A 19,927-nucleotide genomic window follows, 5' to 3' on the forward strand; every position below is an offset into this window, starting at 1 on the left:
CAGGGCCGTCAGCCGGCGACGGCGGCGGCCTTCTGCCCCTTCTTCTTGAGCCAGAACGCCACGCCCAGGGTGGCGATCCAGGCCGGAATCAGCAGTACCGAGATGCGGATCGGCGGGGTCAGGTACATCACCACCAGAATCAGCACGATGAACGCCAGGCACAGGTAGTTGGTGACCGGGTGCCCCCAGCTCTTGTAGAAGGTCGACTCGCCGGCAGCGATCTTGGCCTTGCGAAACTTCAGGTGGGTGATGCTGATGCTCGCCCAGTTGATCACCAGTGCCGACACCGCCAGCGCCATGAGCAGGCCGAAGGCTTCGCCCGGCATCAGGTAGTTGATCAGCACGCACAGGCCGGTGGCCACCGCCGATACGCCCAGCGCCGCCAGCGGCACGCCACGACGGTTGATCTTGAGCAGTGCCCGCGGCGCATCACCCTGGCTGGCCAGGCCGAACAGCATGCGGCTGTTGCAGTAAACGCAGCTGTTGTACACCGACAGCGCGGCAGTCAGCACCACCACATTGAGAATGGTGGCCACCAGGTTGCTGTCCAGATTGTGGAAGATCATCACGAACGGGCTGCCGCCCTGCACCACCTTCTGCCAGGGGTACAGCGACAGCAGCACTGCCAGTGCGCCGATGTAGAAGATCAGGATGCGGTACACCACCTGGTTGGTCGCGCGTGGAATGCTGTAGCGCGGGTTGTCCGCCTCGGCCGCGGTGATGCCGACCAGCTCCAGCCCGCCGAAGGAGAACATGATCACCGCCATCGCCATCACCAGCCCGGTGATGCCATTGGGGAAGAACCCGCCGTACTGCCACAGGTTGGCCACGCTGGCATCCGGCCCGCCGCTGCCGCTGGCCAGCAGCCAGGCGCCGAAGCCGATCATGCTGACGATGGCGATCACCTTGACCAGCGCGAACCAGAATTCCAGCTCGCCGTACACCTTGACCTGGGTGAGGTTGATCAGGTTGATCGCCACGAAGAAGATCGCCGCAGTGGCCCAGGTGGGGAAGTCCGGCCACCAGTACTGCACGTAGATACCCACCGCCGTCAGCTCGGCCATGCCCACCAGCACATAGACCACCCAGTAGTTCCAGCCCGAGACGAAGCCGGCGAACTCGTTCCAGTAGCGGTGCGCAAAGTGGCTGAAGCTGCCCGCCACCGGTTCCTCGACCACCATCTCACCCAGCTGGCGCATGATGAAAAAGGCCATCAGGCCGGCGATGGCGTAGCCCAGCAGCACGGCAGGGCCTGCCATCTGGATGGTCTGGGCGATGCCCAGGAACAACCCGGTGCCGATGGCGCCGCCCAGCGCGATCAACTGGATGTGACGGTTCTTCAGGCCGCGATGCAAACGCTCGGGCGTGATCTGGTCTTGCATGAAGTGTCCTCAGGCAGGGAGGCCGTTATTTTGAGTGTGGGCGACAGGATCTAGATCCAGCCGCCCCACTGCAAGATAAATATGCCGATATTCGTCGTAACTGCGGCCATCAGCGTGGTAATCACGATGATCGAGGCGGCCAGCTGGTGATTGCCGTCGGCCGCGCGCGCCATCACGTAGCTGGACGCGGCGGTGGGGCTGGCGATGTACAGGAACAGCACCCCCAGCTCCGCGCCGCGAAAGCCGCACAGCCAGGCACCGAAGGTGGCCAGCAGCGGCAGCCACACCATCTTTACCAGGCTGGCACTCAGCGCCATGCGCCCGCTGGCGTGCAACGAGGCCATCGACAGCGTGCCGCCGATGCAGATCAGCGCCAGCGGCAGGGTCATCTGCGCCAGGTAGTCACCGGAGGTCAGCAGCCAGTTGGGCAGACCCACCTTGGCATACGCCAGCACGCCGGCCACCAGCACACTGATGATCAGCGGGTTGCGCAGGATGCTCTTGAGGATGCTCCAGGGGTCGGACTTGATGGTCGGGCTGTACACCGCCAGCACCACGGCCGACAGCGAGTTGTAGAGCAGGATCACCAGCCCGGCCAGCACCGCGCCGATGGAGATGCCATGATCGCCGTACATGCTCCCGGCCAGCGCCAGGCCGATGACCGCATTGTTGCCGCGAAAGCCGCCCTGGGCGTAGATGCCGCGATCTTCACGGGGGCAGCGCCAGATCGCGATCAGCCAGGCCAGGCCGAAGCTGCCCAGGGTGGCGACAGTGAAGTAGAGCAGCAGCGAGGGTTGGACCGCCGCCTCGAGATCGGCGTGGTAGATGCCCAGAAACAGCAGCGCCGGCATGCTCACGTTGAACACCAGGGCCGAGGCGGTCTGGATGAAGCTGTCGTTGATGGCGTTGATACGGCGCAGCAGCACGCCCATGAACATCATCGCGAACACCGGCGCGGTGATGTTCAGGGTCTGGAGAAAAAGGGCGAGCATGCAGGTGGTCCCGTCGGCGTCGTTAGGGAGCTAATCATACGTCAACCTTGGGGCTGCCATGCAGCCTCTTCGCCGCCAGTGCCGGCGCCATCAGGTTCACACCGACCACCTAGGAGCCGGCCTTGCCGGCGAAGAGGCCCTGAGGTTCAGCGCCGAACCGGGCGCTTCTGCAATTTGCGCTGCAGGGTACGCCGGTGCATGCCCAGCGCCCGCGCCGTGGCCGAGATATTGCCCTCATGCTCGGTCAGCACACGCTGGATGTGCTCCCACTGCAGGCGGTCCACCGACATCGGGTTTTCCGGTACCAGCGTGTCCAGGTCGGCGTGCTCGGACGCCAGCGCCGCCAGCACGTCGTCGGCATCGGCCGGCTTGCACAGGTAATTGCAGGCGCCGCGCTTGATCGCCTCCACCGCGGTGGCAATGCTCGAATAGCCGGTGAGGATCACCACGCGCATCTCCGGGTCCAGTTCCAGCAGCTTGGGCAGCAGCACCAGCCCGGAGTCGCCCTCCATCTTCAGGTCCAGCGTGGCGTAGTCCGGCACGTCCTGCTGGGCAATCTGCAGGCCCTCTTCGGCAGAACCCGCCGTGCTCACGCGAAACCCGCGCCGGCTCATGGCCCGGGCCATCACCCGGGTAAACGTGGCGTCGTCATCCACCAGCAGCAGGTGCGGCAGCTCTTCGCCTTCAGCCTGAATTTCATCACTCATCACACGTCTCCTCGCGCGTCACGCGGCAGGCGCAGCTCGGTGAGCGTACCGCCTTCCTCATGACTATAGAGTTTTACCGAGCCGCCAGCACGGGTCACGCTGGCCTTGCTCAAGAACAGGCCCAGGCCGAAGCCCTTGCCCTTGGTGGTAAAGAAGGGTTTGCCGATCTGCTCGGCGATCGCCACCGGCACGCCGGGGCCATGGTCGCGAATGCTGATCACGATGTCCTCGGCGTCCCAGTCCAGGTACACCTCCAGGTCATTGGGGCAGGCATCGGCTGCATTGTTCAACAGGTTCAGCAGGGCCTGGGTCAGGTCCGGCGGCGGCGCCAGGCGCGGCACCGTACCCTGCCCCAGGCGCTGGAAGCGATAGCTGGCCTCGGGGCGCATCAGGTGCCAGCGGTTGAGCGCCTCGTCCAGCCAGAAGCTCGCCTCCTGCTCTTGCACCGCCATGCGCCGGTTGGCCTCGGCGGCGCGCACCAGGTTCTGCAAGGTGTGCTTGCACTGCTTGACCTGCTCCTGCAGCGTCTCCAGGTCTTCCTGCAGCAGCGGGTCGGTGTGGTCCTGGCGCATCTCGTTGATCAGCACGCTCATGGTCGCCAGCGGCGTACCCAGCTCATGGGCGGCACCGGCGGCCTGGGTGGCCACGGCCAGCAGTTGCTGGTCGCGCAGGCCTTCCTCGCGGCGCTGGGCCTGGAACTGCTGCTGGCGACGCAGCTCTTCGGCCATCTTGGCGGCAAAGAAGGTGATCACCCCGGCGGCCAGGGCAAAACTCAGCCACATGCCGTAGATCTGCATCTTCTCGCGGGCCATGGGAAAGGTTTCGAGCGGGAAGTACTGCACCAGCAGCAGGGTGTAGGCCACCAGCGCAATGCCCGACAGAATCAGCGAATACAGCCATGGCAGCGTCACCGCGGCAATCGCCAGGGGCACCAGGTAATAGGACACGAAGGGGTTGGTCGAGCCCCCGGAAAAATACAGCAGCGCACTGTGGATCAGCAGGTCGCAGGCCAGCTGAACCGCATACTCCAGCTCGGTGACCGGCAGCGAGGTGCGCAGCCGGATGGCCGTGAGCACGCACAGCACCATGGAGAACCCCAGGGTGATGCTCAGCGCCAGCCACGGCAGTGGCAGCAGTTCGGTCCAGTAGGCGACCGCCACCGAACCGGCCTGGGCGGCCAGCACCAGGGTGCGGATGAAGGTCAGGCGCCAGAGGTTCTGACGTGTGGCAGACAGCATGAGTACGGGGGCGAGCATGAGCTCTCCTGATGAGTGCTCCAGGTGAATCGTGGCGAGTATACCCAAGCTGCACCCCGCGCTGCAGCAATGCGGCAAAGCGCCACAGGCACACCGGCATCGATGATGGCTTTTTGAACCTCGTCGGTTTGTGCGAGTCTGATGGGGTCTGCGTGGTCGGGATCGACCGCCGCCACGCCTCAATTTCAAGGAGTTGCCCATGCACACTGTGTCTCGCGCCAGTACCACCCTCGTCCTCGCGACCGGCCTGTTTGCCAGCTTTGCGGCACTGGCCGACGAGCCTCGCTACAACCAGGTTTCACTGCGCGCCGAAGCCAGCAAGGAAGTCGCCCGCGACCTGATGGTCGTGACCCTGTATACCGAGGCGCAGAACACCGACCCGGCCAAGCTGGCCAACGAGATCACCACCAGCATGAACAAGGCGCTGGAAAAGGCCCGTGCGGTCAAGGACGTCAAGCTCAGCCAGGACAGCCGCAACAGCTACCCGATCTACGACAACAAGAACCAGAAGATCACCGGCTGGCGCGAACGTGCCGAGCTGCGCCTGGAAAGCGCGAACTTCCCGGCGCTGTCCAAGCTCACCGGCGAGCTGCTGCAGGACCTGAAGATGGGCGGGATGGATTTCGCCATCGCCCCGGCCACCCGCAAGAGCAGCGAAGACGCCCTGCTCAAGGATGCCATCGACGCCTTCAAGGCCCGCGCCCAGCTGACCACCGAAGCCCTCGGCGGCAAGGGCTACAAGGTGGTCAACCTGAACCTCAACAGCAGCGGCTACCCGCACCCCTACGCCCGCGGCGCCATGATGATGAAGGCCAGCATGGACGCCGAAGCCGCGCCAAGCCCGGAAATCGAAGCCGGTACCAGCCAGGTCAGCCTCAGCGCCGACGGCACCATCGAAGTGCTGATGCCCTGATTCACCCGCGGGCAACGCCTGCATCGCTGTCAGCTATGGTTTGAGGGGCGCGCTGGTCAACAGGCCAGCCTCCCTGCCCGCCGAGCGGCCCCACTGGCCGCCCGGCGCACCAATGACATCGATGAGGCCAACAATGCTCAAACACGCGGTCCTTCCCTACCTGCTCGGCGCAGGCCTGCTGGCCGGCGCACCGCTGGCCCATGCGGCCAGCAACCTGGTGTTCTGCTCCGAGGGCAGCCCGGCGGGCTTCGACCCGGGCCAGTACACCACCAGCACCGACTTCGACGCCTCGGCCGAGACCGTCTTCAACCGCCTCAGCCAGTTCGAACGCGGCGGTACGGCGGTGATCCCCGGGCTTGCCACACGCTGGGACATCAGCGACGACGGCCTGAGCTACACCTTCCACCTGCGCGAAGGCGTGCAGTTCCACAGCACCGACTACTTCAAGCCCAGCCGCCCCTTCAACGCCGATGACGTGCTGTTCACCTTCAACCGCATGCTCGACAGGAACCTGCCGTTTCGCAAGGCCTACCCCACCGAGTTCCCCTACTTCACCGACATGGGCATGGACAAGAACATCGTCAAGCTCGAAAAACTCGACGAACACACGGTCAGGTTCACCCTGGCCAGCGTGGACGCCGCGTTCATCCAGAACATGGCCATGAGCTTCGCCTCGATCCAGTCCGCCGAATACGCCGAGCAACTGCTCAAGCAGGGCAAGCCTGCCGACATCAACCAGAAGCCGATCGGCACCGGCCCCTTCGTGTTCGCCAAGTACCAGAAAGACGCGCAGATCCGCTTCAAGGGCAACAAGACCTACTGGCAACCGCAGGACGTGAAGATCGACAACCTGATCTTCGCCATCACCACCGACCCGTCGGTGCGCATGCAGAAGCTCAAGAAGAACGAATGCCAGATCACCCTGTTCCCACGCCCGGCCGACCTCAAGTCGCTGGGAGCGGACCCCAACCTGAACCTGCCGCACCAGGCTGGCTTCAACCTGGGCTACATCGCCTACAACGTGACCGACCCGATCAAGGGCACCACCGCGCCCAACCCCATGGCCCAGCTCAAGGTGCGCCAGGCCCTGGACATGGCTGTGAACAAGCAGCAGATCATCGACGCGGTGTACCAGGGCGCGGGGCAGCTGGCGGTCAATGCCATGCCGCCCACCCAGTGGAGCTACGACGACACCATCAAGGACGTGCCCTACGACCCGGCCAAAGCCAAGGCGCTGGTGCACGAGGCCGGGGTCAGGGAGGGCACCGAGATCACCCTGTGGGCCATGCCGGTGCAACGCCCCTACAACCCCAACGCCCGGCTCATGGCCGAGATGATCCAGGCCGACTGGGCGAAGATCGGCATCAAGGCCAGCATCGTCAGCTACGAGTGGGGCGAATACATGAAGCGCGCCAAGGCCGGTGAGAACGGCGCCATGCTGATCGGCTGGAGCGGCGACAACGGCGACCCGGACAACTGGCTGGGCACCCTCTACGGCTGCGACGCGGTGAACGGCAACAACTTCTCCAAATGGTGCGACCCCGCCTACGACGCGCTGATCAAGCAGGCCAAGGCCACCCCCGACCAGGCCCGACGCACCGAGCTGTACAAGCAGGCGCAGCACATCATCAAGGCGCAGGTGCCGATCACCCCGATCGCCCATTCCACGGTGTACCAGCCGATGCGCAAGACCGTGCAGGACTTCAAGATCAGCCCCTTCGGCCTGAATGCCTTCTACGGCGTAAGCGTCAGCCAATAGACACGCAACGCGATGTTTAGCCTGTCCCTGCGGGCGCCGAGCTCATCGGTGCACGCGGGGCACTGATACCTGCTTGAAAATTACGACACCACACCAAGATTTTTCCCACGCCTCACACCCACTTCCTTACCTGCACGCCCGCCGCCCGCGTCCCTACCGTGGAGCGCGTGGTGGTGCTGGCACCCTGCTGTCGCCGCGCCCCCCACGCCTCGTACAACAACAAAGGAATGGGACCGCATGCGTATTTCTCCGGTTTTCGCCGCACTGCTGGGCCTGGGGTCACTGGCCTATGGCCCGACAGCCCTGGCCAAGGGCAACCTGGTGTTCTGCTCCGAGGGCAGCCCGGGCGGCTTCGATATCGCCCAGTACACCACCTCCATCGAAAACGACGCCGCCGAGCCGCTGTACAACGGCCTGGTGGAATTCGAACGCGGCGCCACCCGCGTCATCCCCTCGCTGGCGACCGGCTGGGACGTTTCCGATGACGGCCTGACCTATACCTTCCGCCTGCGCCAGGGCGTGAAGTTCCACGCCAACAAGGACTTCACCCCCACCCGCGACTTCAACGCCGACGACGTGCTGCTCACCTTCCAGCGCATGCTCGACCCGCAGCATCCGTTTCGCGTGGCCTACCCGGCCGAGTTCCCCTACTTCGTCAGCATGGACCTGGACAAGAACATCGCCCGGGTCGAAAAGCGCGACCCCTATACGGTGGTCTTCACCCTCAACAGCGTCGACGCCGCCTTCATCCAGAACCTGGCCATGGGCTTTGCCTCGATCGTCTCGGCCGAATACGCCACCCAGCTGATGGCCAGCGGGCGCCTCAGCGACTTCGACCAGAAGCCGATCGGCACCGGCCCCTTCGTGTTCCAGCGCTACCAGAAGGATGCGCAGATCCGCTACCGGGCCAACCCCGACTACTGGGACCCGCAACAGGTCAGGCTCGACCAGCTGATCTTCTCGATCAACACCGACGCCTCGGTGCGGGTGCAGAAGCTGCGCAAGGGGGAATGCCAGGTCACCGTCAACCCGCGCCCCGCCGACCTCAAGGCCCTGGCCGCCGACCCGAAGATCAACATGCTCGACCAGCCCGGCTTCAACCTGGGCTACATCGCCTACAACGTGCAGCACCCGCCGTTCGACCAACTGCAGGTGCGCCAGGCCATGGACATGGCGGTGAACAAGGCGGCCATCGTCAAGGCGGTGTACCAGGATGCCGGCCAACTGGCCGTGAACTTCATGCCGCCCACCCAGTGGTCCTACGACCCGAGCATCCGCGATGCCGGCTACGACCCCGACAAGGCCCGCGCCCTGCTGGCGGCCGCCGGGGTCAAGCCCGGCACGCCCATCACCCTGTGGGCCATGCCGGTGCAGCGCCCTTACAACCCCAACGCCAAGCTGATGGCCGAGATGCTCCAGGCCGACTGGGGCAAGGTCGGGCTGGACGTGAAGATCGTCAGCTACGAATGGGGCGAGTACATCAAGCGCACCAAGAACGGCGAGCACGACGTGATGCTGCTGGGCTGGACCGGTGACAACGGCGACCCCGACAACTGGATGGGCACCCTCTACAGCTGCGGTGCCATCGGCAGCAACAACGTATCGATGTGGTGCGACCCCGAATACGACGCCCTGGTGCAGCAGGCCAAGCGCATCACCGACCCCGCCGCGCGCACCGCGCTGTACCAGCAGGCCCAGCAGCGCATGAAGCAGCAGGTGCCGATCACCCCGGTCGCCCACTCCACCGTGCACCAACCGCTGAGCGTCCGGGTACAGGACTTCAAGGTCAGCCCGTTCGGGCGCAACAGTTTTTCGGGCGTCAGCGTCGACTGACCTCTGCCCGCCCCCTCCCAAGGTTCACCGCCGCACCCGCCGGGCTCACGAGGCCCGGCGGCTAATAAAAACATGCAAAGGAGCATCACCTTGAGACCTACCCGACACGCAGCACTTGCCCTGGCCCTTGGCGGCCTGAGCGCGCTGGCCCAGGCCGAGCCCGTCAGCCAGGATTTCGTTGCGCTTACCCTGCGCACCACCTCCGACCAGGCCCAGGCCAGCGGCTTTCTCGACGGCCAGCGCCTGTCCGGCTCGACCCGCAACTGGTACGCCCACGAGCACGCCACCCGCGGGCCACTGTGGTCCTACAGCAAGCGCGACGGCAGCCGCCACCCCACCAGCAGCCGCGACAACTGGGTCCAGGGCACCCTCCTCAACTACACCTCCGGCTTCACCGAGGGCACCGTGGGCCTGAGCACCGAAGTGGCGCTGTACAACGCGGTGGCCCTGCAGCGCGGTCGCGCCAGCGTGGCCGGGCCGAACAACCGCACCCTCACCCACGGCGACGGCGAGGTGCTCGACCAGTGGAGCAAGGTCGGCCTGGCCAACCTCAAGGCCCGGGTGTCCAACACCACCCTCACCGCCGGCCGACAGTCCATCGACACCCCGGTGATCGCCTACATCGGCAACCGCGCACTGCCCTCCAGCTTCCAGGGCGTGAGCCTGCACAGCGCCGAGTTCGACAACCTGAGCTTCGACCTGGGCACCTTCGACCGCGTGTCGATGCGTACCGAGCAGGGCCAGAGCAAGTTTCGCTCCGAGTATGGCGATTCCCGCCAGTTCACCGACCGGGTCAGCATGGCCGGGGTCAACTACCAGCCGCTGCAGAGCCTGAGCACCAGCCTCTACGTATCCAAGGTCGAGGACCTGTGGAACCAGTACTACTTCGGCGCCAACCACCTGCTGGGCGACAACGCGGTGCTGGGCCTGAACACCGGGCTCAACTACTACAAGACCCGCGACGCCGGCCAGAGCAAGCTGGGCGCCATCGACAACGACACCTTCAGCCTGTCGCTGGCCCTGACCCACCAGGCGCACACCGTGTCGGTCGCCTACCAGCAGGTCAACGGCAACGAGTACTTCGACTACCTGCACGACACCAACGCGATCTTCCTGGCCAACTCGCTGCTGTCGGATTTCAACGGCCCCAACGAGAAATCACTGCAGATCGGCTACGTGCTGAACATGGCCCCCTTCGGCGTGCCCGGCCTCAAGTTCAACCTGTACAACGCCCGCGGCTGGGGCATCGACGGCACCCATTACAAGGGCGGTGGCTACGACGTGAAGAACCTCGACGGCGAGCACCACGACGAATGGGGCATCGGCACCAGCTATGCCGTACAAGGCGGCGCGTTCAAGGACACCACCGTGCGCGCCACCTACACCACCCACCGCGCCAGCAAATTGCAGGGTGACGGGAGCCTGAACGAGGTGCGCGTGGTCACAACCATTCCGTTCAACATCCTCTAGGGCGGCAGGTCGCGGCCGATTCGCCGAATCGGCCGCGATGGCTACGCTGGTTTAATCGAATGCAGGGAAGTGTCATGAAACAGTCAACCCTACAGGCTGCCCTTGCAGCCATCCTGTTGAGCGCCGCAGCCCCGCTGATGGCCAAGCCCCTGGTGGTGTGCACCGAGGCCAGCCCCGAGGGCTTCGACATCGTGCAGTACACCACGGCCGTCACCGCCGATGCCGCCGCAGAAACCCTGTTCAACCGCCTGGTGGACTTCAAGCCCGGCACCACCGAGGTGCAGCCGGCCCTGGCCGAACGCTGGGAGGTCAGCCCCGACGGCCTGACCTACACCTTTCACCTGCGCAGCGGGGTCAGGTTCCACACCACCGACTACTTCACCCCCACCCGCGACCTGAACGCCGACGACGTGCTGTGGAGCTTCCAGCGCCAGCTCGACCCCGCCCACCCCTGGCACGACAAGACCAGCATCGGCTTCCCCTATTTCGAGAGCATGGGTTTCCAGCACCTGCTCAAGTCGGTGGAAAAGCTCGACCCGCACACCGTGGCGTTTCACCTGACCCGCCCCGAGGCGCCGTTTCTGCGCGACCTGGCCATGGCCTTCACCTCGATCTATTCCGCCGAATACGCTGACCAGTTGCTCAAGGCCGGCACCACCGCCGAACTCAACAGCAAGCCGGTCGGCACCGGCCCGTTCATCTTCCAGCGCTACAACAAGGACGCGCAGGTGCGCTACAGGCCCAACCCGGACTACTTTCGCGGCAAGCCGCCGAGCGATGCGCTGATCTTCGCCATCACCCCCGACAACAACGTGCGCCTGCAGAAGCTGCGCGCCAACGAATGCCAGGTGGCGCTGTACCCCAAGCCCGACGACATACCCGGCATCAAGGCCGACGCGCGCCTGAAGGTGGCCGAAATGGAGGCCCTGACCACCGGCTACATCTCGCTCAACACCGAGCACAGGTACCTGAGCGACGTGCGCGTACGACGCGCCATCAACCTGGCCTTCGACCGCGAACACCATGTCGAGCAACTGTTCGGCAAGGGCAACGCCCTGCTGGCGGTGACCCCCTACCCGCCGACCCTGATGGGCTACAACAGCCAGAACCGCAACCCGCCCCGCGACCTGGACCAGGCCCGCGCGCTGCTCAAGGAGGCCGGCGTACCCGAAGGCACCGTGCTCACCCTGTTCACCCGCAACGGCGGCGGGCCCACCAACCCCAACCCGCGCCTGAGCGCCGAGATGCTTCAGGCCGACCTCGCCCAGGTCGGCCTGAAGGTCGACATCCGCGTGATGGAATGGGCCGAGATGCTGCGCCGCGCCAAGGCCGGCGAAGCCGACATGGTGTCGGCCGGCTGGGCGGGCGACAACGGCGACCCGGACAACTTCCTGACCCCGCTGCTCAGCTGCGCCGCAGCGAAGAATGGGGAAAACTACGCACGCTGGTGCAACCCGCGATTCCAGGTGCTGATCGACCACGCCCGCGAAACCGCCGACCCCGATCAACGCGCCGCACTCTATGTCCAGGCACTGGCGGTGTACGATGAGGCCAAACCGTGGATCAACATGGCCCACCCGAAGGTGTTCACCGCCCTGCGCGAGAACGTCGAGGGCTACGTCATCAACCCGATGACCAACAACAACTTCGCCACCACGCGGGTGAAGTAGAACGATAACGCTTGCAGCGCCCGCCCCCGAGCGCTCGCAGGCATGCCTTAGGCTGATGAGGTACACCACACGATGTTTAGTTTTATTGCACGGCGTCTGGGCCTGTTGATCCCGTCGTTCTTCGGCATCACCCTGCTCACGTTCGCGCTCATACGCCTGATCCCCGGTGACCCGGTGGAGGTGATGATGGGCGAACGCAGGGTCGACCCCGAGATGCACGCCCAGGCCATGGAACGGCTCGGCCTGAACAAGCCGCTGGCGCAGCAGTACCTGGACTACGTCGGCAAGCTGGCCCAGGGCGACCTGGGCGAGTCGCTGCGTACCCGCGAAAGCGTGTGGCACGAGTTTCTCGCGCTGTTCCCCGCCACCCTCGAACTGGCCATGGCCGCGCTGCTGTTCGCCGGCATCGTCGGGCTGCTGGCCGGGGTGATCGCCGCGCTCAAGCGCGGCTCGCTGTTCGATCACGGGGTCATGGGCATCTCCCTGGCCGGCTACTCGATGCCGATCTTCTGGTGGGGCCTGATCCTGATCATGTTCTTCTCGGTCGGGTTGGGCTGGACGCCGGTGTCCGGGCGCATCGACCTGCTCTACGACATCGAGCCGACCACCGGCTTCATGCTCATCGACACCCTGCTCAGCGACGAGGAAGGCGCGTTCAAGGACGCGTTGATGCACCTGATCCTGCCGGCCATCGTGCTCGGCACCATCCCGCTGGCGGTGATCGCACGCATGACCCGCTCCTCGATGCTCGAAGTGCTGCGCGAGGACTACATCCGCACCGCACGGGCCAAGGGCCTGTCGCCGGCACGGGTGGTGTTCGTGCACGGCCTGCGCAACGCGCTGATCCCGGTGCTTACGGTGGTCGGCCTGCAGGTCGGCACGTTGCTCGGTGGCGCGGTGCTTACCGAAACCATCTTTTCCTGGCCGGGCATCGGCAAATGGCTGATCGAAGCCATCGGCGCCCGTGACTACCCCGTGGTACAGAACGGCATCCTGTTGATTGCCTGCCTGGTGATCCTGGTCAACTTCGTCGTGGACATCCTCTACGGCCTGGCCAACCCACGCATCCGACATCAGCGCTGAGGCCTTCGCTCATGACCAATCCGCTTGCAAAAACCGCTGCCGTCGACGCCGCGCCGCTCGACCAGAGCCTGCTCTACCCCTCCCCCTACAAGGAATTCTGGCACGCCTTCTCGCGCAACAAGGGCGCGGTGGCCGGCCTGCTGTTCATGTGCCTGATCGTGTTCTGCGCGCTGTTCGCCCCGTGGGTGGCGCCGCACAACCCCAGCGAGCAGTACCGCGACTTTCTGCTGACCCCGCCGGTATGGCTCGAAGGCGGCCAATGGCAGTTTCTGCTGGGTACCGACGAGCTGGGCCGCGACCTGCTCTCGCGGCTGATCCAGGGTTCGCGCCTGTCGCTGCTGATCGGCCTGTCATCGGTAATGATCTCGCTGATCCCGGGCGTGCTGCTGGGCCTGCTGGCCGGGTTTTTCCCGCGCCTGCTTGGCCCGTCCATCATGCGCCTGATGGACGTGATGCTGGCGCTGCCCTCGCTGCTGCTGGCGGTGGCCATCGTGGCGATCCTGGGCCCTGGCCTGATCAACACCGTGATCGCCATCGCCATCGTCTCGCTGCCGGCCTACGTGCGCCTCACCCGCGCCGCGGTGATGGGCGAGCTGAACCGCGACTACGTCACCGCCGCACGCCTGGCCGGGGCACGCCTGCCGCGCCTGATGTTCGTGACCGTGCTGCCCAACTGCATGGCGCCGCTGATCGTGCAGGCCACCCTGAGTTTCAGTTCGGCGATTCTCGATGCCGCCGCGCTGGGCTTCCTGGGCCTGGGCGTGCAACCGCCGACCCCGGAGTGGGGCACCATGCTGGCCTCGGCCCGCGACTACATCGAACGCGCCTGGTGGGTGGTCAGCCTGCCGGGCCTGACCATCCTGCTCAGCGTGCTGGCAATCAACCTGATGGGCGACGGGCTGCGCGATGCGCTGGACCCGAAACTCAAGAATGCCGCCTGAGGAGAAGCCCATGTCACTTCTACACATCAAGAACCTGAGCGTGCGCTTCGGCGACGCCTCGGCAGTACCGGTGGTCGACGGCCTCGACCTGAGCGTGGAAAAGGGCGAGGTGCTGGCGATTGTGGGCGAGTCCGGCTCGGGCAAGTCGGTGACCATGATGGCGCTGATGGGCCTGATCGACGCCCCCGGGCGCATCACCGCCGACGCTTTGACTTTCAACGGCAGCGACATGCTCACCCTGAGCGGCCGGCAGCGGCGCAAGGTGGTCGGCAAGGACATGGCGATGGTCTTCCAGGACCCCATGACCGCACTCAACCCCAGCTACACCGTGGGTTTCCAGATCGAGGAGGTGCTGCGCCAGCACCTGGGGCTGCGCGGCAAGGCGGCGCGCCAGCGTGCGCTGGAGCTGCTGAAGAAGGTCGAGATCCCGGCCCCGGAAAGCCGCCTGGATGCCTACCCCCACCAACTCTCCGGCGGCATGAGCCAGCGCGTGGCAATCGCCATGGCGATTGCCGGCGAACCCAAGCTGCTGATCGCCGACGAGCCCACCACGGCCCTGGACGTGACCATTCAGGCGCAGATCATGGAGCTGCTGCTCAACCTGCAGAAAGAGCAGGACATGGCGCTGATCCTGATTACCCACGACCTTGCCGTGGTGGCCGAAACCGCCCGCCGCGTGTGCGTGATGTATGCCGGCCAGGCAGTGGAAGTCGGCCAGGTGCCCGAGCTGTTCGAGGTGCCTGCGCACCCCTACAGCGAAGCCCTGCTGGCAGCGATCCCCGAGCACAGCGAAGGCGCCGAGCGCCTGGCGACCCTGCCCGGCATCGTGCCCGGACGCTACGACCGGCCCCACGGCTGCCTGCTGTCGCCGCGCTGCCCCTACGTGCAGGACCACTGCCGCCAGCAGCGTCCGAGCCTGGACCCCAAGGCCCACAGCCTGGCCCGCTGCTTCTACCCGCTCAACCAGGAGGTGGCGTGATGAGCGTCGTACTGACCGCCCGTGACCTCACCCGTCATTACGAAGTGTCCCTGGGCCTGTTCAAGGGCCATGCCCTGGTACGCGCCCTCAATGGGGTGTCGTTCGAACTGGAGGCCGGCAAGACCCTGGCCGTGGTCGGCGAATCCGGCTGCGGCAAGTCGACCCTGGCCCGCGCCCTGACCCTGATCGAGGAACCGTCGTCGGGCTCGTTGCAGATCGCCGGGCAGGAGGTGGCCGGTGCCAGCAAGCAGCAGCGCCGGCAACTGCGCCGCGATGTGCAGATGGTGTTCCAGAGCCCCTATGCCTCGCTCAACCCGCGCCAGAAGGTCGGTGACCAACTGGCCGAGCCGCTGCTGATCAACACCCGGCTGTCCAGGGCCGAACGCCGCGAAAAGGTGCAGGCGATGATGCAGCAGGTGGGCCTGCGGCCCGAGCACTACCAGCGCTACCCGCACATGTTCTCCGGTGGCCAGCGCCAGCGCATCGCCCTGGCGCGGGCCATGATGCTGCAACCCAAGGTGCTGGTGGCGGACGAGCCGACCTCGGCGCTGGACGTGTCGATCCAGGCGCAGGTGCTGAACCTGTTCATGGACCTGCAGAAGGAGTTCAACACCGCCTACGTGTTCATCTCGCACAACCTGGCGGTGGTGCGGCATGTGGCCGACCAGGTACTGGTGATGTACCTGGGGCGCCCGGCGGAAATGGGGCCCAAGGAGGATATCTATGCCAGGCCTTTGCACCCTTATACCCAGGCCCTGCTGTCGGCGACCCCGACCATTCACCCCGACCCGCTCAAGCCAAAGATCAGGATCGTGGGCGAGCTGCCCAACCCGCTGAACCCACCGCCGGGGTGCGCGTTCCACAAGCGTTGCCCGTATGCCACCGAGCGCTGTGCCAGTGAAGAGCCGGCGTTCCGGCCAGTGGGTACACGGCACGTGGCGTGCCACTATGCGGAGCAGTTTCTCTAGAACCGCTGCGCCAGCAATCGCGGGTCAAGCCCGCTCCCACACGGATCACTGCTGTCCTTGTGGGAGCGGGCTTGACCCGCGATAGGGCCCTGCAGGTATTCTGCTTTCCTACCTCCAATGAGCCAGCCCCATGGCCGCACACCCGATCCCCGACGGCCCCGAACACACCGCCGAAACCGCCGCCACCGTGCTGCGCTACCACCTGTGCTGGAAACACCGCGACCTCGACGGCGTGATGGCGCTCTATCACCCCGACATCCAGTACAACGACTTCTTCCAGAACCGCGTACTGCACCTGGCCGAGCTGCGCGAATACGTGGCCGCCAGCATGCCGCGCCAGGACGGCGAGGACATCGTGCACAGCGACCGCATCCGCACCGACGGCTGCACCGCCTTCATCCAGTACCAGGTAACGCTGCGCGGCGGCGACGGCATCACCGCGTTTCGTGCCAGCGAGGCCATCACCGTGCGCGACGGCCTGATCTGGCAGGTCAACGAATACGCCTCGCTGGTGCGCGAGCCTTCACGCCACACCGGCCACCCCAGCCTGCGCCCGGCCACCAGCCGCCTGGGCCTGTCACCGCGCCAGCTGAGCTTCATGGCCCAGGACTTGCAACACTACTTCACCCGTCGCCAGCCCTATCTGGACCCGCAACTGGACCTGCAACAGGTCGCCCGCGAGTGCGGCTACAGCCGCAACCAGATCTCCTACCTGCTCAACCAGGTGCTGGGCCAGAGCTTCTACCGCTACGTCAACCAGGCCCGCCTGCAGCATCTGCTGGCTGAACTGGAGCGCGCAGGCCCGGCGCCCAAGGTCGATGACCTGGCCTTCGCCGCCGGCTTCAATTCACTGTCGGCGTTCTACAAGTGCTTTCGCCAGCACACCGGCCTGTCGCCCAAGGCCTACGTGCAACAGATTTCTCTGCGGACACGCACGCAAGACAATCCGCCCGCCCAGCCCTAGCATCGGCCCACACCGTTACGGATGTGGAGCCGAACACAATGCAGGCATGGCGCAGTATCAGCCTTTGGATGGACCAGCTTGACGAGCCGCTGATCGCGCGCCCGGCGTTGCGCCAGGACCTGGACGTGGATGTATGCATCATCGGCGCCGGCTACACGGGCCTGTGGAGCGCCTACTACCTCAAGCGCCAGGCACCGCACCTGAACATCGCCATCGTCGAGGCCAACATCGCAGGCTTCGGCGCCTCGGGGCGTAACGGCGGCTGGCTGATGGGCAACCTGCTGGGCGAAGACCGCCTGCTGGCCGATTGCTCCCTCGAACAGCGCCGCGACGCCTATGACCTGCTGCACGGCATCCCCGACGAAGTGGAAACGGTACTCGAGCGCGAAGGCATCCACTGCGACTACCGCAAGGGCGGCGCCCTTTATTGTGCGGCGCGCTACCCCGAGCAGGAAGCGAGCCTGCGCAGCTACCTGCAAAAGCTCTACCGGCAGGGCCTGAACGAGGCCGAGTATCGCTGGCTGAGCCCGGTCGAGCTGGCCGCGCAGCTGCGCATCGCCAAGCCCTATGGGGCGATCTACACGCCGAACGTGGCCACCGTGCACCCGGCCAAACTGGTGCGCGGCCTGGCCCGGGCCGTCGAGCGTCTGGGGGTGAAGCTCTACGAGAACAGCCCGGTCATCGACTGGCACAAGGGGCAGGTACGCACCGCCCAGGCACAGGTGCGCTGCCAGTGGGTGGTGCCGGCGGTGGAAGGCTATGCCGTCGGGCTGCCGCCGCTGGGTCGCTATCAGTTGCCGGTACAGAGCCTGCTGGTGGCCACCGAGCCGCTGCCTGAGCAGGTGTGGGAGCAGATCGGGCTGAACGCCGGTCAGGCCTTCAGCGAAAACAGCCGCCAGGTCACCTACGGCCAGCGCAGCGCCGACAACCGCCTGGTGTTCGGCGCCCGCGGCGGCTATCGCTTCGCAGGGCGCCTGCGCGAAGACTTCACCCTCAGCGACAGCGAAATCGGCCTGCGCCGCTACCTGTTCGGCGAGCTGTTTCCGCAGCTCAAGAACGTCGACATCACCCACGCCTGGGGCGGCAACCTGGGCATGGCGCGGCGCTTTCGCCCGCACATGCTGTGCGATGCAGAGCAGGGAATCGCCCTGGCCGGTGGCTATGGCGGCGAAGGCGTGGGCGCCAGCAACCTGGGCGGGCGCACCGTGGCGGCGCTGATCCTGGGCCAACGCAACGCACTCACCGCCCAGCCCTGGGTACACCCCGCGGCGCGCCTGAACAGCCTGGCGCGCTGGGAGCCCGAGCCATGCCGCTGGCTCGGCTACAACGCGATCATCAAGAGCTTCGTCCACGAAGACCAGACCCTTGCCAACCCGGCCAGCGCCCCCTGGCGCCGGCGCCTGGCCAGCGGTGTGGCGGACTTCATGGAAAGCCTGATGCACTGACTTCCCCCTGCACAGGACCACCGGCATGCGCATTACCCAGTTCAAGCACACCCATAGCGTCGCTCTCGAACAGTCAAACCCGGTGGCCGTGCCCCTGGGCGAGCCGGTGGCGGTCACCTCGGTGACCTGCGTGGAGCGCAACGACGGCGTCGAAACCGGCATCTGGGAATGTACCCCGGGCCGCTGGCGGCGCCAGATCGAGCAGCAGGAGTTCTGCCACTTCATCAAGGGCCGCTGCACCTTCACCCCCGATGGCGGCGAGCCGCTGACCATAGAAGCCGGCGACGCACTGATGTTGCCGGCCAACAGCACCGGTATCTGGGATATCCACGAGACCGTGCGCAAGACCTACGTATTGATTTTCTGATCCTTTGATCGCCTGCCTCCTTCGACAAAAACAGACCAAGCAAGGAATCCGGACATGCGCCCATTGCTCTTCGCCCCGCTGTTGCTGGCCGCCTCCATCGCCCAGGCGGCCGACTCGGTAAAAATCTACAACTGGTCCAGCTACATCGCCCCCGACACCCTGAAGAACTTCCAGGCCGCCAGCGGCATCGTGCCCACCTATGACGTGTTCGACAGCAACGAGACCCTCGACGGCAAGCTGATGACCGGCAATTCGGGCTACGACGTGGTGTTCCCCTCCAACCACTTCATGGCCCGGCAGATCCAGGGCAAGGCGCTCAAGGCGCTGGACAAGCGCCAGTTGCCCAACTGGAAGAACCTCAACCCGGTGCTGCTCAAGGCGCTGGAAGTCAACGACCCGGGCAACCGCTACGGCTTCCCCTACCTGTGGGGCAGCACCGGCATCGGCTACAACATCGACAAGGTCAAGGCGGCGCTGGGCGAGAATGCCCCGGTGGACTCCTGGGACCTGATCTTCAAGCCAGAGAACATCAGCAAGCTCAAGAGCTGCGGCGTGGCGATCCTCGACAACGGCCCCGAACTGCTGCCGATCGCGCTCAACTACCTGGGCCTGCCGCACCACAGCCAGGACCCGGCCGACTACGAGAAGGCCAAGGCCCTGCTGATGAAGGTGCGCCCGTACATCAGCTACTTCCACTCCTCCAAGTACACCGGCGACCTGGCCAACGGCGATATCTGCGTGGTGGTGGGCTTCTCCGGCGACGTGCTGCAGGCCAGAAACCGTGCAGAAGAGGCCAGAAACGGGGTGAAGGTGGGCTATGAGATCCCCAGGGAAGGCGCGCCGATGTGGTTCGACATGGTCGCCATGCCCGCCGATGCCCCGGACGAAAAGGCCGGCTATGCCTACATGAACTACCTGTTGCAACCCGAGGTGATGGCCGACATCAGCAACCATGTGCAGTACGCCAACGGCAACCAGGCAGCCGACCGCCTGGTGGACCCGGCGCTCAAGGCCAACAGCATGATCTACCCGACCGATGCCATGCTCGGCAAGCTGTTCGCCCTGCAGGCCATGCCGGCCAAGATCGACCGCCTGCGCACCCGCATCTGGACCAGCATCAAGGCCGGCAACTGAGCCACCCTGCAATAGATACCACCCTCGGCCTGTGTGCCCCGGCAGCCTGAAGCCCTTGCCGGGG

The 19,927-nt window shown here is 65.5% G+C and carries 17 protein-coding genes; 13 read left to right on the forward strand and 4 right to left on the reverse strand.

The genetic code is table 11. The annotated features are described in order from the left end of the window. Nucleotides 1-8: 8 nt before the first annotated feature. The 4 genes from JZZ72_RS05770 to JZZ72_RS05785 form a co-directional block, all read right to left on the reverse strand. Nucleotides 9-1,382, reverse strand: coding sequence for an amino acid permease (locus JZZ72_RS05770; RefSeq protein WP_043862483.1), 1,374 nt, complete (start codon nt 1,380-1,382; stop codon nt 9-11). A gap of 50 nt (nt 1,383-1,432) precedes the next feature. After that, entirely contained in the window at nt 1,433-2,374 is a 942-nt protein-coding gene (locus tag JZZ72_RS05775; protein ID WP_210014162.1) for an AEC family transporter, read from the reverse strand. Between the two features lie 146 nt (nt 2,375-2,520). Beyond that, nucleotides 2,521-3,081, reverse strand: a complete 561-nt coding sequence (locus JZZ72_RS05780; protein ID WP_043862485.1) for a response regulator transcription factor — start codon at nt 3,079-3,081, stop codon at nt 2,521-2,523. Next, a complete protein-coding gene (locus JZZ72_RS05785; RefSeq protein WP_054916388.1) occupies nt 3,081-4,337 on the reverse strand; it encodes an ATP-binding protein in 1,257 nt (418 codons plus the stop codon). The genes JZZ72_RS05780 and JZZ72_RS05785 overlap by 1 nt, the downstream gene beginning before the upstream one ends. A gap of 199 nt (nt 4,338-4,536) precedes the next feature. Between JZZ72_RS05785 and JZZ72_RS05790 the strand changes: the two genes are divergently transcribed. The 13 genes from JZZ72_RS05790 (at nt 4,537) to JZZ72_RS05850 (ending at nt 19,863) form a co-directional block, all read left to right on the forward strand. After that, the gene (locus JZZ72_RS05790; RefSeq protein ID WP_043862487.1) at nt 4,537-5,250 is read left to right on the forward strand and encodes an SIMPL domain-containing protein; all 714 of its coding nucleotides are present in this window, start codon (nt 4,537-4,539) and stop codon (nt 5,248-5,250) included. A 133-nt stretch (nt 5,251-5,383) separates the two neighbouring features. Next, nucleotides 5,384-7,009: an ABC transporter substrate-binding protein gene (locus JZZ72_RS05795; RefSeq protein ID WP_210014163.1), complete on the forward strand. Its 1,626-nt coding sequence runs from the start codon at nt 5,384-5,386 to the stop codon at nt 7,007-7,009. A 237-nt stretch (nt 7,010-7,246) separates the two neighbouring features. Next, on the forward strand, nt 7,247-8,842 hold the full coding sequence (locus JZZ72_RS05800; protein WP_210014164.1) for an ABC transporter substrate-binding protein: 1,596 nt from the start codon (nt 7,247-7,249) through the stop codon (nt 8,840-8,842). Between the two features lie 72 nt (nt 8,843-8,914). Continuing rightward, on the forward strand, nt 8,915-10,312 hold the full coding sequence (locus tag JZZ72_RS05805) for an OprD family porin (protein ID WP_100633026.1): 1,398 nt from the start codon (nt 8,915-8,917) through the stop codon (nt 10,310-10,312). Nucleotides 10,313-10,386: 74 nt separating this feature from the next. Next, nucleotides 10,387-11,982: an ABC transporter substrate-binding protein gene (locus tag JZZ72_RS05810; RefSeq protein ID WP_210014165.1), complete on the forward strand. Its 1,596-nt coding sequence runs from the start codon at nt 10,387-10,389 to the stop codon at nt 11,980-11,982. Nucleotides 11,983-12,054: 72 nt separating this feature from the next. Next, a complete protein-coding gene (locus JZZ72_RS05815; protein WP_043862492.1) occupies nt 12,055-13,065 on the forward strand; it encodes an ABC transporter permease subunit in 1,011 nt (336 codons plus the stop codon). An 11-nt stretch (nt 13,066-13,076) separates the two neighbouring features. Further along, on the forward strand, nt 13,077-14,006 hold the full coding sequence (locus JZZ72_RS05820; RefSeq protein ID WP_054916392.1) for an ABC transporter permease subunit: 930 nt from the start codon (nt 13,077-13,079) through the stop codon (nt 14,004-14,006). A gap of 10 nt (nt 14,007-14,016) precedes the next feature. Beyond that, nucleotides 14,017-14,985: an ABC transporter ATP-binding protein gene (locus tag JZZ72_RS05825; RefSeq protein WP_043862494.1), complete on the forward strand. Its 969-nt coding sequence runs from the start codon at nt 14,017-14,019 to the stop codon at nt 14,983-14,985. After that, a complete protein-coding gene (locus tag JZZ72_RS05830; protein ID WP_210014166.1) occupies nt 14,985-15,953 on the forward strand; it encodes a peptide ABC transporter ATP-binding protein in 969 nt (322 codons plus the stop codon). Before JZZ72_RS05825 ends, JZZ72_RS05830 begins: the two co-directional genes overlap by 1 nt. A gap of 130 nt (nt 15,954-16,083) precedes the next feature. Further along, nucleotides 16,084-16,917 (forward strand): AraC family transcriptional regulator, encoded by an 834-nt coding sequence (locus JZZ72_RS05835; protein WP_043862496.1) that lies wholly within the window; start codon nt 16,084-16,086, stop codon nt 16,915-16,917. A 38-nt stretch (nt 16,918-16,955) separates the two neighbouring features. Beyond that, nucleotides 16,956-18,362 (forward strand): NAD(P)/FAD-dependent oxidoreductase, encoded by a 1,407-nt coding sequence (locus JZZ72_RS05840; RefSeq protein WP_210014167.1) that lies wholly within the window; start codon nt 16,956-16,958, stop codon nt 18,360-18,362. 25 nt (nt 18,363-18,387) lie between these two features. Next, complete coding sequence (locus tag JZZ72_RS05845; protein ID WP_043862498.1) at nt 18,388-18,729, forward strand: cupin domain-containing protein; 342 nt, start codon at nt 18,388-18,390, stop codon at nt 18,727-18,729. Between the two features lie 54 nt (nt 18,730-18,783). Then, nucleotides 18,784-19,863, forward strand: a complete 1,080-nt coding sequence (locus tag JZZ72_RS05850) for a polyamine ABC transporter substrate-binding protein (RefSeq protein WP_054916396.1) — start codon at nt 18,784-18,786, stop codon at nt 19,861-19,863. The last annotated feature ends 64 nt before the right edge of the window (nt 19,864-19,927 follow it).

The sequence above is a fragment of the Pseudomonas palmensis genome (assembly GCF_017848315.1).
Classification (GTDB): domain Bacteria; phylum Pseudomonadota; class Gammaproteobacteria; order Pseudomonadales; family Pseudomonadaceae; genus Aquipseudomonas; species Aquipseudomonas palmensis.